15 protein-coding genes are annotated in these 11773 nt (G+C 64.6%); 8 read left to right on the forward strand and 7 right to left on the reverse strand.

All coding sequences use genetic code 11. The features are described 5' to 3' along the window. Positions 1-3: 3 nt before the first annotated feature. Positions 4-639, forward strand: coding sequence for a phosphopantothenoylcysteine decarboxylase (locus ACQZAB_RS06220; protein ID WP_428388059.1), 636 nt, complete (start codon positions 4-6; stop codon positions 637-639). A 185-nt stretch (positions 640-824) separates the two neighbouring features. Continuing rightward, positions 825-1505 (forward strand): hypothetical protein, encoded by a 681-nt coding sequence (locus ACQZAB_RS06225; RefSeq protein WP_428388060.1) that lies wholly within the window; start codon positions 825-827, stop codon positions 1503-1505. A gap of 18 nt (positions 1506-1523) precedes the next feature. Here the strand turns inward: ACQZAB_RS06225 and der are convergent, their stop codons facing one another. The 5 genes from der to ACQZAB_RS06250 form a co-directional block, all read right to left on the reverse strand. Continuing rightward, positions 1524-2945 carry a ribosome biogenesis GTPase Der gene (gene der / locus ACQZAB_RS06230; RefSeq protein ID WP_428388062.1) on the reverse strand — a complete coding sequence of 474 codons (1422 nt, stop codon included), beginning with the start codon at positions 2943-2945 and terminating at the stop codon, positions 1524-1526. 114 nt (positions 2946-3059) lie between these two features. After that, positions 3060-3782, reverse strand: coding sequence for a tRNA (adenosine(37)-N6)-threonylcarbamoyltransferase complex dimerization subunit type 1 TsaB (tsaB, locus tag ACQZAB_RS06235; RefSeq protein ID WP_428388064.1), 723 nt, complete (start codon positions 3780-3782; stop codon positions 3060-3062). Then, positions 3782-4825: an anthranilate phosphoribosyltransferase gene (gene trpD / locus ACQZAB_RS06240; RefSeq protein WP_428388066.1), complete on the reverse strand. Its 1044-nt coding sequence runs from the start codon at positions 4823-4825 to the stop codon at positions 3782-3784. The genes tsaB and trpD overlap by 1 nt, the downstream gene beginning before the upstream one ends. A 19-nt stretch (positions 4826-4844) precedes the next feature. Then, positions 4845-5096 carry a hypothetical protein gene (locus tag ACQZAB_RS06245; RefSeq protein ID WP_428388067.1) on the reverse strand — a complete coding sequence of 84 codons (252 nt, stop codon included), beginning with the start codon at positions 5094-5096 and terminating at the stop codon, positions 4845-4847. Beyond that, positions 5089-5583, reverse strand: coding sequence for a DUF6677 family protein (locus ACQZAB_RS06250; RefSeq protein WP_428388069.1), 495 nt, complete (start codon positions 5581-5583; stop codon positions 5089-5091). The genes ACQZAB_RS06245 and ACQZAB_RS06250 overlap by 8 nt, the downstream gene beginning before the upstream one ends. 178 nt (positions 5584-5761) lie before the next feature. Between ACQZAB_RS06250 and ACQZAB_RS06255 the strand changes: the two genes are divergently transcribed. The 6 genes from ACQZAB_RS06255 to ACQZAB_RS06280 all read left to right on the forward strand — a co-directional run bounded on the left by ACQZAB_RS06255 (position 5762) and on the right by ACQZAB_RS06280 (position 9829). Further along, positions 5762-6028 (forward strand): hypothetical protein, encoded by a 267-nt coding sequence (locus ACQZAB_RS06255; RefSeq protein ID WP_428388071.1) that lies wholly within the window; start codon positions 5762-5764, stop codon positions 6026-6028. Between the two features lie 37 nt (positions 6029-6065). After that, the gene (locus tag ACQZAB_RS06260; RefSeq protein WP_428388073.1) at positions 6066-6464 is read left to right on the forward strand and encodes a hypothetical protein; all 399 of its coding nucleotides are present in this window, start codon (positions 6066-6068) and stop codon (positions 6462-6464) included. A gap of 47 nt (positions 6465-6511) precedes the next feature. Further along, positions 6512-7039, forward strand: coding sequence for an NUDIX hydrolase (locus tag ACQZAB_RS06265; RefSeq protein ID WP_428388075.1), 528 nt, complete (start codon positions 6512-6514; stop codon positions 7037-7039). Between the two features lie 236 nt (positions 7040-7275). Beyond that, a complete protein-coding gene (locus tag ACQZAB_RS06270) occupies positions 7276-8361 on the forward strand; it encodes a helix-turn-helix transcriptional regulator (RefSeq protein ID WP_428388077.1) in 1086 nt (361 codons plus the stop codon). A gap of 199 nt (positions 8362-8560) precedes the next feature. Beyond that, positions 8561-9196, forward strand: a complete 636-nt coding sequence (locus tag ACQZAB_RS06275; protein WP_428388079.1) for a hypothetical protein — start codon at positions 8561-8563, stop codon at positions 9194-9196. Positions 9197-9217: 21 nt separating this feature from the next. Then, positions 9218-9829, forward strand: a complete 612-nt coding sequence (locus tag ACQZAB_RS06280) for a hypothetical protein (RefSeq protein WP_428388081.1) — start codon at positions 9218-9220, stop codon at positions 9827-9829. On the opposite strand, the gene panC is transcribed toward ACQZAB_RS06280, so the two are convergent. Both panC and ACQZAB_RS06290 read right to left on the reverse strand, forming a co-directional pair. Then, positions 9830-10672 (reverse strand): pantoate--beta-alanine ligase, encoded by an 843-nt coding sequence (panC, locus tag ACQZAB_RS06285; protein ID WP_428388082.1) that lies wholly within the window; start codon positions 10670-10672, stop codon positions 9830-9832. It lies immediately after the preceding gene. Next, the gene (locus tag ACQZAB_RS06290) at positions 10669-11754 is read right to left on the reverse strand and encodes a glycosyltransferase (protein WP_428388083.1); all 1086 of its coding nucleotides are present in this window, start codon (positions 11752-11754) and stop codon (positions 10669-10671) included. Before ACQZAB_RS06290 ends, panC begins: the two co-directional genes overlap by 4 nt. Between the last annotated feature and the right edge of the window lie 19 nt (positions 11755-11773).

Consider the following 11773-nt stretch of genomic DNA (forward strand, 5'->3'; position numbering starts at 1 on the left):
TTCATGAGACTGCTGCTGACCGCTGGACCAACTCGCGAACCGATCGATCGGGTGCGTTATATCGGCAACCGTTCTTCGGGGACGTTGGGCGCGGCCATTGCCGGTGCGGCGCGTGCAGCGGGTCATGAGGTGACGACGCTCCTGGGCCCGGTGGGAGCCGAGGTCGTGGCGGCCTGTCGTGAAGCCGGGTCGGTCTATCGGTTTGAGAGTTCGGCGGAGCTGGGTCAGCTGCTGGAAGCGCACTTCCGGGACGCCGACATTTTGGTGATGGCTGCGGCGGTGGCGGATTTTCGCCCGGTGGCACCGACCGAAGGCAAGACGGCCCGTCCGAGTGATCCGCATGCCCGGGTATCAATCACGCTGATGCCGACTCCCGACCTGGTGGCGCGGGCGGCGTCGTCGAAGCGTCCGGGGCAGCGTGTGATTGCTTTTGCGCTCGAGGAGCAGTCGGTGCTGGAAGAACGAGCCCTGGCGAAGATGCGGCGGAAGGGGGTCGATGCGATCATCGCCAACCCGCTGGGCACGATGGAGGACAGCGGGATCCGTGCAACGTGGATGGCCTGCAATGGCGAGGTTGTCCGGCTGGATCGGATGAGTAAGCAGGCTTTTGCGGCCTGGCTGCTGGCAAAACTGGGATAAACCACCCCTGCTTTGGTGAAAAAAACCTTGTTCCCTCATATGACCGGTGGTACTGTGACGATACCTGTCTAGGGCGTTATCCGAGCGCCTGCGTTTCATTGCGTTGCAGGGCCTGTGTCGATGAACAGGCCCGGGAATCGAGGGTGACCATGATTGAGATCCGCTGCAGCCGGTGTGGTGCGACCATGCGGTTCGGTGAAGGGGCCTGTGGCCGCAGGGCCAAGTGCCTCAAGTGTGAGTATGTCTTCCGGCTGCCGACGCGTGAAGCCCTGATGGAGGACACGGTGTCCGGCTGGATCCTCAACGATGTCGATGAGGTGCTCACCCATCGTGACGAGGTCTATGAGGAACGAAACCGTCCGGAGATCGACGACCTGCATTACGAGAAGGCCCGCCGGGTGCGCTCGGGTGATTCGACGATCACGCCGGCGATCCAGACGCGTCCGGAAGCGCGAGAGCGCAAGGAGAAGCAGAAGGCCGCGGCCAAGTCGCCGGTGACCCCCGAGTGCAAGGCACGTCTCGAAACCTGGACCGAGCTTCAGCCGGGCGAGCGCCTGCGGAAGTACTACCCCGATGCCGATTTCGGGCCTGAGGATGATGGGCTCAATGGGGTTTTGATTACCAACAAACGGCTGCTGTACCGCAAGGCGCACATCTTTGGCGAGGTCTCACTCGACGAGCCGGACGCGGTGATACTTGCCCGGGTGCGTGGCCACACGGCGTCGCTGAATCTGATGGTCGGTCAGACCCGGGCCAGGATGGCGAGGGTGACGCTTCATCACCTCCAGCGGCTGACCCGAGAGATTCATTCGATGAATCGTGGGCTGCAGTTGCTGATCGGGGAAGCGCAGACGAACGAGGCGTAGGCCGAACCGGGGTTCGAACTAGTCCTTCTTGCTTTCCAGTCGTTCGGCGAGCGTCTGCTTGGGCTTGCCGCGGACCTGGAGGTCGATGGGGACTTCCGAGTAGGGCAGTTCGTCGCGGAAGCGGTTGAGCAGGAACCGGCGGTAGTTGGGGTTGAACAAGTCTGGGTCGTTGACGAACAGGGCGACGGTGGGTGGGCGCACGGCGGTCTGGGTGGCGTAGTAGACCTTGGCCATCTTCCCGCCTTTTGAGCTCGGCCCGCGTTCGGACATGATCGTTTCGAGGACCGAGTTCAACTCGCCGGTACCGACGCGGTGCCCGGCCTGCTCGTAGAGGTTGTTGACCACAACCAGGACCTCACGTAGGCCCTCGGTGTTCTTTGCGCTGATGAAGACGATGGGTGCGAAGGAGAAGCCCTTGAGTTCGCGGTCGATGTACTCGGCGTACTCCTCTTCGGTGTGGTTCTTCTCGGCGAGGTCCCACTTGTTGATGACGATTACCGTCGGCCGGTGGTGTTCGAGCATCTCGTTGCCGAGCTGTTTATCGACCTGGCTGATCGGCAGCGAGGCATCGATGAGCAGCAGGCAGACATCGGCCCGCCGGATGCTGCGCAGCGCTCGGTGGTGCGCGTAGTACTCGATGTCCTGCTTCATCGACTTGCGTTTGCGCACGCCGGCGGTGTCGATCGCGGTGAAGACCTTGACGCCTTTGCCGGAGTCGAGCGGGACCTCGAAGCGGACATCGACGGAGTCTCGTGTGGTGCCTTCCTGCTCGGAGACGATCACGCGTTCGTCGCCGGCCAGGGCGTTGACCAGCGTCGATTTGCCGGCGTTGCGTTTGCCGACCACGGCGATGCGGATCCCGGGTTCCAGCGGGTCGCTGGCTTCGGTTTCGTCTTCCGGCAGGTCGAGGTCGTCCACCACCTTCAGGAGGGCTTCGCAGAAGAGTCGCTTGTTGTGATTGGTCTTGGCTGAGATGAACAGCGGGTCGCCGAGTCCGAGTGCCATGGCCTCGTAGGCGTCGGCCTCGAACTTCTCGGCGTCGACCTTGTTGACCACCAGGAGGCAGGGCTTGCGGTGCTGGCCCCGGCCCATGCTCTCGCGGATGACATCGGCCACGGTGCGGTCGAGGGGTGTCAGGCCGGATTGGGCATCGACGACGAAGAGAACGACGTGGGCCTCGGCGAGCCCCGCGGCGATCTGCTGTTCGACCTGCCGGGTGAGGTTCTGGGTGTCGTCGATGCCGTAGCCGCCGGTGTCGATGACCTCGACCGGGCGTGGTTCTTCCCCGGGCTCGGTGGGGATGTGACAGGCCGTGGCGACCCGATCACGGGTGACCCCGGCCATGTCGTCGACAATGCTGATCTTCCGGCCTGCCAGCATGTTCAGCAGCGACGACTTGCCCACGTTCGGGCGACCGACAATCACGATCTTTGGCAGCACGGCGGGCATCCATCCATAGGAAGAGCGAGGGTGGTGGGGCGGGCGGAGCGAATCTCACAAGATAACCGTCATCGACGGTGGTGGTATGGATGGGGCATCGCGAGGCGGGGTCGGCTATCGACCCGGGGTCTGCTCGGCTTGGCGTTTACGCCAGAGTGTGACAGCTTCGGGTTCGCGACCATACTCGGGCACCAACGTGCCTGGGTCGCTGAAGTGTCCCCTGTCGGCGGCGGCGCGACCGAGCCGGTAGACGGCTTCGGCGGAGCAGACCGCCTCGTCGCCAAGGAGCCATCTGACGCCACGGGTTCTGCCGAGATCGATCACGGCCTCGGGCAGCTTCTGGGCCAGCCAGTGGCTGCCATCGGGTTCCGATGCGAGTACGTCGCTGGCATCTCGCGTGCCCGGCGGCTGTATCTCGTGGAGGTCGTCGCCGGCACGCTCGTAAATCGCGATGTAGCCGGATGAGCCCTTGGTGTTCAGGACGACACCGATGCGTCTGGCCTCGGGTGGAGCGGTGGATGCCAGCACTTGTGTGGTCGGCACCACCACGGCTTTGGCGCCGGTGGCGAGCACCAGCGCCTGCGCCGTCGCGAAACCGATGCGCAGCCCGGTGAAAGAGCCGGGTCCCGATGAGATGGCGAGGGTCGTGATCTCCTGCGGCGAACGGCCGAGCCGGTCGAAGACCCGAGCCAACTGCGGGATCAGATCGACGGCGTTGCGCCTGGAGGGCTCGAAGGACTCGACGAGATCGGGTGAGTCGGTTTGTCCGACGGCGATGAACGATCGGCGGCCGGTTGTTTCCAGAGCCACCCAGAGGCCTCGTGCATCGGCGGGCATCAGCCCGTCGACCGCGAGAGTTCGGCGAGCTTGGCGAGGGTCAGCCGGGCGGCGCCTGAGTCGATGGCTTCCTGAGCCATCACCAGCCCCTGTTCGAGGCTTTCGGCGGCCTCACCGATGACCAGCGCGGCGCCGGCATTCAGGACGACGGTGTTTCTGGCTGAGCCCTTCTCGCCATCGAAGACCTGCTTGATGCGTGCGGCACTCTCATCGGGGTTGTTGACCTTGACGGTGTCGAGGTTGTCTCCGGCGAGGCCGTGGTCCCTGGGGTCGATCACAAGCTCGGTGACCTCACCATCGGCGAGTTGCGAGACCTTGATCGGGGCGAAGGCCGTGAGTTCGCCGAGCCGGCTGCCATCCGGCAGTTCGGTGGTGATGACCCAGGCCTTCTCGCTGCCCAGTTTGCGGAGGGCTTCGACCATGAGTAACTGGGTGGCTTCATCGCCGACGCCTAGCAGTTGGTGTCGGGCGCCTGCGGGGTTGGTGAGTGGCCCGAGGAGGTTGAAGATGGTGCGGATCCCGAGCGCTGCCCGAACGGGACCGGCGTGCTTCATCCCCGGGTGATGAGCCGGCGCGAAGCAGAAGCAGATACCGGCTTCGTCGAGGGCCTTGGGCAGGGCGTCGGCGGGCATCGGCAGTTCGAGGCCGAGTGCCTGGAGCACATCCGACGAACCCGAGGCGCTTGTGACTGCGCGGTTGCCGTGTTTGGCGACCGCCAACCCGTGTCGCCGGCCGGCTGCGGCGGCGACGATGGCCGCTGAGGTTGAGACGTTGAAGAGCCGGGAGCCTGTGCCGCCGGTCCCGCAGGTATCCATCACACGCAGGCCGACCGGTGCCTCGACGGGCACGAGGTGTCGGCGCATGGCCCGGGCTCCGGCGACCAGTTCGTCGACCGTGACGCCACGGGCCTGCATGAGGGCGAGCATGGCTCCGACCGCGGCGGGCTCTGCCTGGCCGGTCATGATCGCTTCGAAGAGGGGCTCGGCGGCTTCGGTGGTCAGCGATCGCAGCTTCACCAGATCGCCAAGGGCTGCACGTATCACGTCGGGTTCTCCTGGGGCCTCAGGCGATTTCGGTCAGGATCCAGAGGGCTGCTGCGACAGCTACCATGCCCAGCAGGATCTGAAAGCCGAGGAACAGCGATTCGGGGACGAGTCGATCCAGCGTTGGCATCTTGATGGCCTTGTAGACCAGTGCCACGGCGAGCGACAGGGGAATCAGCAGCCAGAGCCAGACCGACTCCATCGAGAGCGGGTCCAGGAATGGCCGCCAGGCGAGGTTCAGCAGCAGGGGGCTCATGGCGAGCTCAGGCATGGGCGGCCTCGCCTTCCATGACCTCAAGGGCTTTCTCTCTGGCGCGAGGGTCGCGGTAGGCCACATCGATCAGTGCCAGCAGATTCAGGAGTCCGGCCATGGCGGCAAAGATGGTGCCCTGCTCGTGCGTGTGGTTGTAGCTGGGGACGAAGGCAGGGGGCCCTGCGGGCTGGCCGTTCACGAGGGTGCCTTCGGGGGGTGGCGGTTTGCCCTGCGGGGTTTTCATGCTGGCGTGCAGCCATTCGACCGGGATAGTGGGAGCGACGAGCACCTGACAGGCGTACCAGGCCGGGTGTTGCTGGCGATCGAGCACGCTGATGCCGCCGATCAGCAGACCCGACAGCCAGAGCCCACCGATGGCGAAGAACAGGACGAGTGCTCGCTTGGTCTCGCCGAGCACGGCGTGGCCGGCACCCGGGATGAGCCAGCCCGCGAGGGCCGCCAGCGGGTGCCAGCGGGGTTGGTCTGCGGAGTTGGTTTGGCTCACTGGGAAACTGGCTCCGAAGGGGGTCTGACAAACGGTGAAGGATTCGCTAAAAAGCGTTGACAACCCTACGTGGCTGGTTAGTGTAACCGCCGCACGCCGGTCGAGAACCCTGTCATCCCAGGGGGTGCGTGCCCCCTCAGTTTCCCGCCGGCTCGCACGGAACGCATCGGAGTAGCACATGGCCGCTCAACACGAAGCCTTTACCGCTCGACTGACCGACGACAGCGATCTTCAGAAGCTGCCCTGGCTGGCTCCCTGGCCCCAGACCGACCCGCTGCTTTCCATCGATGACGAAGATGAGGATGATGACGACATCTTCGAAGATGACGACGATGACGATTTTCTTGACGACGATGATGACGACTTCGACGACGACGAGGAGGATGACCTTCTCGACGACGACGATGATGACGATACCGATGACGACTTCCTAGACGACGAGTGATCCGGTGTTCGGGCGCTCGCGACGAAAGGCAGCGTCCATGACAGCGGATTCCAAGCCGGACCATCAGCAACAAGCTCCCCGAGAACGCGGACCCGACCGACGCAAGTCGGTTGTCGATCTGCGTCCACCCGGCACCGGCCTCGAACGCCGGCGCGGCCCCGGCCGCAGGCTCTCTGATTTTGCGCGTGCCGCGGAGGAGGGTGAACTGACCGCAGAGCAGTTCCTGTTCGTCAAAGCCATCGATGCATTCAAGCGCGGGAATGACCGTCCTTTCCCGAGCTGGACCGAGGTTCTGGAAGTGATCCGCAAGCTGGGGTACCGCAAGACGGCGAGGTCGCAGATCGATCTGCCTGCTGCGGAGGACTGGCTCGAACCGGCGGACGCTCCGGCGTTCCCGGAGCCGCGGTCCGACGACGCCGATCAGCAGGCCGCCTGAGGCCATTGGCCATCGATCGGCTATCGTCCCCGGACGAAAGGCCCTCGATGGAACCCAGCCAACCTTCTAAGACGCCGCACAGGATCGATTATCGCATCGCGACGCTTTGTTACGTCTTCGATGCGAACGATCGGGTCCTGCTGATTCATCGCCGCAAGCCTCCCAACCAGCACCTCTACTCACCGGTCGGTGGCAAGCTCGATACGGTCGCGGGGGAGAGTCCGGCTCAGTGTGCGCAGCGCGAGCTGCGCGAGGAAACCGGGCTCGAGCTCCCGCTGGAACGGTTACACCTGACGGGGCTGGTTTCCGAAACGGCGTATCAGGGTCAGACGCACTGGCTGATGTTTCTGTTCGAGGTCACGGTGCCGCAGGTGCTCGAAGAGGCCGAGCACGAGGAGGGCCGGCTGGCCTGGGTGCGGGTGGATGATCTCGATGCGCTGCCGATGCCCGATACCGACCGCGAGATCATCTGGCCGCTTTTCTGGCAGCACCGGGGCGGTTTTTTCAGTGCTCACATCGACTGCAGGGGGTCTGAGATGGCCTGGACACTCGACCGCTCGATGCCGGCCGATTAGCCATGTAACACCCGTGAAACTGGGTGGTGTTGAAATCTTGCGGACGGCCTTTCTGCGACTTGTCCGAACAAGCGATCGCACGTTATTATGTCGCGTCCGGGACGAGAGATACGGGGGGAAACGCCATAGGATTCATCAGCTTCTTATAAGCCGTGGCAAGCCTACTCGGTTCTGTTCCCCCCTCATGACAACATACCCCAGTCACCCCTACTGAGATCGTGAGATAGGACAGCACTTTGGCGTCAGCAAAAAACCAAGAGATCGAAACCGCCTCCTTCGCTTCGTGGGACCACGGCTCGTCCCACCTGCTTCGGAACCTCAATGACCAGGTCAAGGTCGATGGCTTCAGCCTCGCTGTCCTTGAACCCGGCAAGCCGGACGCCGACGCCTTCATTGCCGGAGCCGGTCTCAAGGGCGACCAGATCGGTCCCTGGTGTGCCTCGGGTTCGTCGAGCGATCCGCTGTTCCAGGAAGCCGTCAAGAAGGGTTCTGCGACCGGGCGTGGGCTGAAGACCAAGCCCTCCCCGCCGGCACCCGGCAAGCAGATCGTGATCGCGACCGAGCAGGCCACCCCCGGCGAGAAGGCCGTCTGGGTACTCATTGGCGGCCGTGAGAAGCCCTTTTCCGAAGACGAGGTCAAAGCCTGGTCCCTGGCCCTGCACAGCATCCGCACGGCTTTCGACTTCATGCCCGAGCCCGGGATGTCGCGGCTGGTGCTTGCTGCAGATGACCGCGTGATCCACGCCGACCCGGTGCTGCGTGCCCGAGCCCTGAGCCGTCCGCAACTCCTGACCGAACTCTCAACCAGCCTCCGCCCGATCATCGAGCAGCGCTGGCCGGAGACGGAGTATTTCCAGCGACACGACCTGTCCTTCGAACTCGATGGTGAGCCTGTCTGGGTTCGGTTCCACTTCGGTCATGCCCCCGGCGACAGCGAGGGTGAGCACCTGTATCTGGAGCTCCGGCCGCTGACCGCCGACGACGTGCCTCCTGCCGGTCTGGTGCCCGACGATCGCATCGCTCAGGCAGCCGCCTATATCTCCGACCGGTTTGCCTCGGCCCCGAATCTGGCCGAGATCGCGGCATCGGTGGAGACAAGTCCCTTCCACTTCCACCGGCTCTTCTCCAAGCAGATGAAGATCAGCCCGAAGCACTTCCAACTCCGGCTGCAGATGCAGATCGCCAAATGGATGCTCCGGGCAGGGCGCAAGCCCATCGGCACGATCGCCACGGAGACGGGCTTCTCCAGCCACGGTCACTTCACGGCGACGTTCCACCGGATTGTCGGGGTCAGCCCGACCCAGTACCGGGAGCAGTCCTGATCGCCGCAAGGCTGCATCCGATAAGCCGGCGCGAACCTATGCGGCTTCTGGTCACGTAAGAGTCCCGACGACGCCGATGATGGTGGCAGATGGGCTCGCCGGCTGGCTGCGGCTCTGTCTATCCGCCCGCTTGGACCTTCAGGACGCACCGTCTATCCTGTAGCCAGGCGTCGACGCCTCCCGAAAGGACCTCGCTCTCATGGCATGGACTTCTCTCAAGCCTCGTCAGACCGCATCGGCCGTGGTTGCCCTGGCTGGTGTGACCCTCGCCGTCGGCTGCACCGCCGACCGAACCACCTACGTCAGCACGGCGATGAGCCTTAAAACCGTAGAGGTGGTCGATACTCTCCGCGACGAGACGCTCTGGACGATGGACATCCCTGCCGAGCAGAAGCTGATTATCGACTTCGATTCGCCCCGTGAAGACGCGATCTTCAAGTACGACGGTTCCCCGCCCACGATCTTCAGCTGGGAACTCCGCGAAGCCGGCAGCAAGACACTTTTTGGCCAGTACTACCTTTCGGACGCCATCGACAAGGGCAAGGTCGAGTTGCCGGGTGACCGGCAGGTGATTGCCCGGATGACGATCCGGCCGTCCGAGTCCGGTTTCGAGGAGCCATTGCCGCAGTTGTTCCAGGAGGAGCCGAGTGACGTCGAGATCGCTCCGACACCGGCAGAGCCCGAGATCGTCGAGCCCGCCGCGACCATGGAGCCGGCTCCCGAGCCCGAGCCGGCGGCTGATCTGGAATCCCTCATCCTGCCCGAGCCCGAACCGGCTCCCGCTGAGGCACCCGCGCCCGCGATTATTCTCGAGGGTGCTCCGACACGGCGTTAGACCCCAGGGACGCCAGCCAGCATGTTGCGTCTGCCCACGAATCTGGCCACCGCCTGCGTGACCCTGGTCACGCTAGGCTCTGCCGCCCCCGTTTGTGCCCAGCCCCAGCGGGAGCCGTTGCTGGTGGATCGTGGCGTCGCTGACATCGATCCACACGCCGCCAGCCAGCGCTTCATCGATCCCGGCATCGATGCGATCACCAATCGCGAGCAGATGTTCGACCTGTCCACCGATAAGCGGGCCAGCCTCGATCCTCATTTCGACGGCGAGCCACGCTACCTGCTGGAGGGAGCCGGCTTCCGAGCATTTCTGCATCAGACCGACTACTGGACGATCACCGAAGAGGGCAACGCCTTCAATCGTGGCTTCACCGACGACGCCGATCGCGTGGCCCTGGTCTCGCCCAGCAGTTTCTTCAGTCTGGTCCCGCCGGAGCCGCCGCCGTTCGTCGAACCCGAGCTGCTGCCCGCGCAGGTCGATCTCCGGCTGGACGGCACCGTGGAGGGCCACGCAGACGAAGAAGACCTGGCCCTGCCCGAATCTGAAGAGACGAGCTTCACCGGCTTTGAGCAACTGCTCATCGATGCCAACCGGCCCTACACCCTGGAAGACCCGCCTCCCGGCGCCTGGTAATCAACCCAGCAACGTGTTGTCGATGAGGCGCACCGATCCGATGCGAGCGGCCACCAAAGCCACACAGTCTCGATCCAGTTTCTCGACTTGTGCGAGTGTTACCGCGTCCCGCAGCACGGCGTAATCCACCGTCAACCCCGCTTCCTCGATGATGGCCCGCATGCGGGTCTCGATAACTTCGACAGCAACCTGACCCTGATCCACCATGGCCCGAGCCGTTTCCAGCGACCGCCAGAGCGCGACCGCCCGATGCCGCTCGTCCTTACTGAGGAAGCGATTCCTGCTCGACATCGCCAGTCCGTCGGCTTCCCGGACCGTTGGCACTGCCTCGATCCCGACCGGCATCGCCAGGTCTGTCACCATCGCCCTGACCACGGCGAGTTGCTGATAGTCCTTCTGCCCGAAGCAGGCCACGTCGGGCTGGACCTGATTCAGCAGCTTGGCGACCACCCGGCAGACCCCCGCGAAGTGCGTCGGCCGGCTTGCCCCTTCGAGCACGCCTGTGAGATCGGGCACGTCGATCGCCACGGCGGGCGAGGCGGGGGGGTACATCTGCTCCACACCCGGCGCGAAGACGACCGTCACCCCTGCATCGGCGCAGCGCTCGAGGTCGGCGTCGAGGTCTCGGGGGTATCGTTCCAGGTCCTCGCCAGGCCCGAACTGTGTCGGGTTCACGAACACGCTGACCCAGACTTCAGCGCCCAGTTCCGCGGCTCGCTTCATGAGGCTGACATGGCCGTCGTGGAGCGCCCCCATCGTCGGGACAAAAGCCAGCCTGCCCTTAAGCTCCTGCCGTCTGTGCCTGAGTGCCGAGACGGTGTCGATCACCTCCGGTCGGCTCATTCCACCGCTCCCGTGGCGATCGGGATCCCTTCACCGGTCAGCGACCGGTAGGCGTGGAGCGTCTGCCTGATCTGTGAGGACGCAATCCGGTTCTCACGCACCCACTCCCGTGCTCGCTCGCCGAGATCGGCCGCAGCTTTCATGTCCTCCAGGCATCGCTGGACCGGCGCGAGAAACCCTTCGGAGGTCGGCTCGGTGACGGTCCAGCAGGTGGTTCCATCGATGAGGTGATCCAGCCAGGGATCGGCCATCGCCACTACCGGCAGGCCCCGCGCCATCGCCTGCAGCGTGATCCCTCGGGCTCGGCCCTGCGGCTGAGGATGCAGGAGCACATCGGTCCGCAGGAGCATCTCGCGATGCCCGAGTCGTCGCGGAACCATCGAAAGATTGGCCGCGAGCCCCCGCCGCTGAGCTTCACGCCAGATCAGCGACTGATCAGCCCCCTGTCCGTCGAAGAAGAACTGCACCTGTGGGTGGCTGTGCACCACCCGCTGGAGTGCGTGCAGCAAGGCGTCGTAGTACCGATCCATCAGGCCGTTCCCGCTAACGACCACGGCCCGGGCCTCGGCGATCTTGCAGCTGGTCTCCATCGCCGGCACGTGCACGCCCTGCGGCAACACCTGCACCTCAACTTTGTCGCCGATGGCTTCGCGCAGGCCCTCGGCGAGCGGGGTGGTGGTTGGTGTGAGCAGGGTCCTGGCCGGGTCGAGCTTGGTTCCCAGCTGTGCCGCCAGCGGCACGTCGAGACGCGAGTTCGCCGAAAGCACCGCTGGAACCTGCAGCCGTTCCGAGAGGGCCAGCGCCCCCCGCCACATCCTGCCATCGAGCGCGTGGATGACGGTCACCCCGAGGTCTTCGAGCGTCCCGTGCAGCTGAGACATCCGACGGTGGTTCAGCCAGCGCCAGCGGGTTTCGCCCCAGGGCACGCGCTCGCCAAAGACGCTGCATTCCGAAGGGGCCAGCGATTCGGGCACCACCTGCGCGACGCGCACAAGCTCATCGATCAGACCCACCACGAGGTGCTGAAACACCGGCAGCTCTTCGTCCAGCCAGGCCGTATTGGCAAGCAGGGCCACATGCACGCTTCGATCTTACCACGAC

Origin of the sequence: Mucisphaera sp., assembly GCF_965279675.1 — a bacterium.
Lineage (GTDB): Bacteria > Planctomycetota > Phycisphaerae > Phycisphaerales > Phycisphaeraceae > Mucisphaera.

Bases quoted from the DNA above. Each gene is read 5' to 3' on its own strand.
- ACQZAB_RS06220 (WP_428388059.1), top strand. From the start codon at position 4: ATGAGACTGCTGCTGACCGCTGGACCAACTCGCGAACCGATCGATCGG.
- ACQZAB_RS06225 (WP_428388060.1), top strand. From the start codon at position 825: ATGCGGTTCGGTGAAGGGGCCTGTGGCCGCAGGGCCAAGTGCCTCAAG.
- tsaB (WP_428388064.1), bottom strand. From the start codon at position 3,782: ATGCCCGCCGATGCACGAGGCCTCTGGGTGGCTCTGGAAACAACCGGC.
- ACQZAB_RS06245 (WP_428388067.1), bottom strand. From the start codon at position 5,096: ATGCCTGAGCTCGCCATGAGCCCCCTGCTGCTGAACCTCGCCTGGCGG.
- ACQZAB_RS06255 (WP_428388071.1), top strand. From the start codon at position 5,762: ATGGCCGCTCAACACGAAGCCTTTACCGCTCGACTGACCGACGACAGC.
- ACQZAB_RS06260 (WP_428388073.1), top strand. From the start codon at position 6,066: ATGACAGCGGATTCCAAGCCGGACCATCAGCAACAAGCTCCCCGAGAA.
- ACQZAB_RS06265 (WP_428388075.1), top strand. From the start codon at position 6,512: ATGGAACCCAGCCAACCTTCTAAGACGCCGCACAGGATCGATTATCGC.
- ACQZAB_RS06275 (WP_428388079.1), top strand. From the start codon at position 8,561: ATGGCATGGACTTCTCTCAAGCCTCGTCAGACCGCATCGGCCGTGGTT.
- ACQZAB_RS06280 (WP_428388081.1), top strand. From the start codon at position 9,218: ATGTTGCGTCTGCCCACGAATCTGGCCACCGCCTGCGTGACCCTGGTC.
- panC (WP_428388082.1), bottom strand. From the start codon at position 10,672: ATGAGCCGACCGGAGGTGATCGACACCGTCTCGGCACTCAGGCACAGA.